The 2199-nt window shown below is 50.9% G+C and carries 1 protein-coding gene; it reads left to right on the top strand.

Annotation, left to right across the window (positions count from 1 at the left end; genetic code table 11):
- Positions 1 to 1060 precede the first annotated feature (1060 nt).
- Positions 1061 to 1972: a glutamate formimidoyltransferase gene (gene ftcD / locus HMPREF2626_RS08440; RefSeq protein WP_070620074.1), complete on the top strand. Its 912-nt coding sequence runs from the start codon at positions 1061 to 1063 to the stop codon at positions 1970 to 1972.
- Positions 1973 to 2199: the final 227 nt, after the last annotated feature.

The following is a 2199-nucleotide window of genomic DNA, read 5'->3' as shown; positions in this document are numbered from 1 at the left end:
GAGGATGCGGGAGAAAGGGAGCTCTGGAGTAAAATGCCAGAGACGGCTGCAAGCCTTCGAAGGATCTTTGTGAAGAGGAGCCCTTTCTGCAACTGCGAACCCAACTAAATAAGGGTGTGAGACTTGGCGTTTAGGCTTGGATGATTGGAGCAAGTAAGGATAAGAGCGAATCATTCGCTCGTTCCTTACTTGTGAAATCACTCCAAGCCTGCCAAGTCGAACCCGACTAAATAAGGGTGTGAGGGAGCGCGGGTAGAAGTGGACCTCTGGAGCAAAGAGCCATAGAAGGCTGTAAGCCTTCGAAGGATCTTTGTGAAGAGGAGCCACTTCTGCGCGATCGAACCCGACTATAGGGCGTGAGACTTGGCGTTTGGGCCTTAATGTTTAATCTTGGTTAAATCCCCAACACGCAATCAAAGCTTCCGATTGTGGGTTGACGATGCTCGACACCCAAGTAAAGCCTCTGAGTGTGGGTTAACGACGTCTAGCACCCAAGTAGAGTCTGCGATTGTGGGTTGACAGTGTCCGACACCCAAGCAAGTCCTTTGAGTGTGGATTGACGATGCCTAACACACAATCAGGGTCTCAGAGTGTGGCTTGACATGGCAAATTCGGGTATAGGTTGCATGTGAAAAATATTTAAGTCTGGAGCTATTGGAATAAAAATTATTCTAGTGGCTCCAGACTTCTTTTGTCGGTATATCTTGCAGTCAAAACTGCTAAATCCACAGTGAATGGTGGTGGCGTGCAGTCAAGAGGCTAAATTGTGCATTGAGTTAGGATAACTTGCACTTGATAGCTGTGATCGTGAATTTTATCAGCTTGCAGTCAATCCCCAAAAACATGAAGCGAATGATGGTGCCATGCAGCTAACTGCCTTAATTGCGCATTGAGTTAGAGCAGATTGCAGGTGATAGCTCTAATCGTGAACCTTATGAACTTGCAGTCAACTCCCTAAAATATGCAGTGAATGATCTTGGCTAAGCTTTGAAGCTCCCAGCCAGCTTTTTCCATCGCTTTATGGTAAAGTGAGGGAAATCACAAGAAAGGGTGGCAGATTATGGGAGACTTGTTTGAAGCGGTGCCAAATTTTTCTGAGGGGCGTGACCAGGAAGTGGTGGAGGCCCTCGCTCAAGAGGCCAGGTCAGTAGCGGGGGTAGTCCTGCTCGATTATTCAGCTGACGTTGACCACCACCGGTCCGTCTTTACCTTAATGGGGACGGGCCCCCAATTGATCGAAGCACTGATCAAGATGACGACTGTCGCAGTGGAGAAGATTGATCTCACCCAGCACCAGGGTGAGCACCCGCGCATGGGAGCCTTGGATGTTTGTCCCTTCATTCCCCTGGGCCAGACCACTATGGACCAGGCGTGTCGGATGGCCGAAGCCCTGGCTGAGCGTCTAGCAGCTGACTTTGACTTGCCAGTGATGCTCTATGGAGAGGCAGCTAGCCAGCCTTCCCGCCGCCGGGTGGCTGATATCCGCCGGGGAGGCTTCGAAGGCTTGGCTGATAAGCTCGCTGACCCGGCTTGGCAGGTAGACTACGGCCCCCAAGCCCCACATCCTAGCGCAGGGATGACTGCTGTGGGTGCGCGTCCAGCTATGGTCGCTTTCAACGTGAACCTAGCCACGGATCGTTTGGAAGTGGCTAAGGCGATTGCTAAAAAAGTCCGGGGTTCGAGTGGCGGCTTTCCTGCCTGTCAGGCTTTGGGTATGGCCCTAACTGACCGCGACTTGGTTCAAGTCTCCATGAATATCTTGGACTTGGACAGCCTGCCCCTCTATCGGATCCTAGAAACGGTCCGCATGGAAGCAGCCCGCTATGGGGTGGCTGTACTTGAAACGGAGTTGATTGGCCTAGCCCCAGCCCAGGCCCTTTATAGCAGTGCAGCCTATTATCTCCAATTAGCTGACTTCGATCCGAAAGCCCAGGTCCTCGAAGAAAAACTTCGCCAGGCTAAAGCAGACTAAAATAAAAAAACGTATCCTTCCAGTGCTTGGAGACCTAGGAACTAGATCAAGCGGAAACTGGGGATACGTTTTTTATTTTTAATGGTACTGATCAAATTGTGGTGGGGTTATCTGCTAGCTGCGCTCAGAGTTCTTGAGCACAAATCGGCGGTTGCTATTTGCTTTCAGGGCTCTCGAAAGCTAAGTGCTCTTGCTCGCACCCTATAGTCGGGTTCGAGGATGCAGAA

The organism is Aerococcus sp. HMSC062A02 (assembly GCF_001809535.1).
GTDB lineage: Bacteria > Bacillota > Bacilli > Lactobacillales > Aerococcaceae > Aerococcus.
Note: the sequence above shows the minus strand (reverse complement) of the source record. Positions and strands in the feature narration are given on the sequence as shown.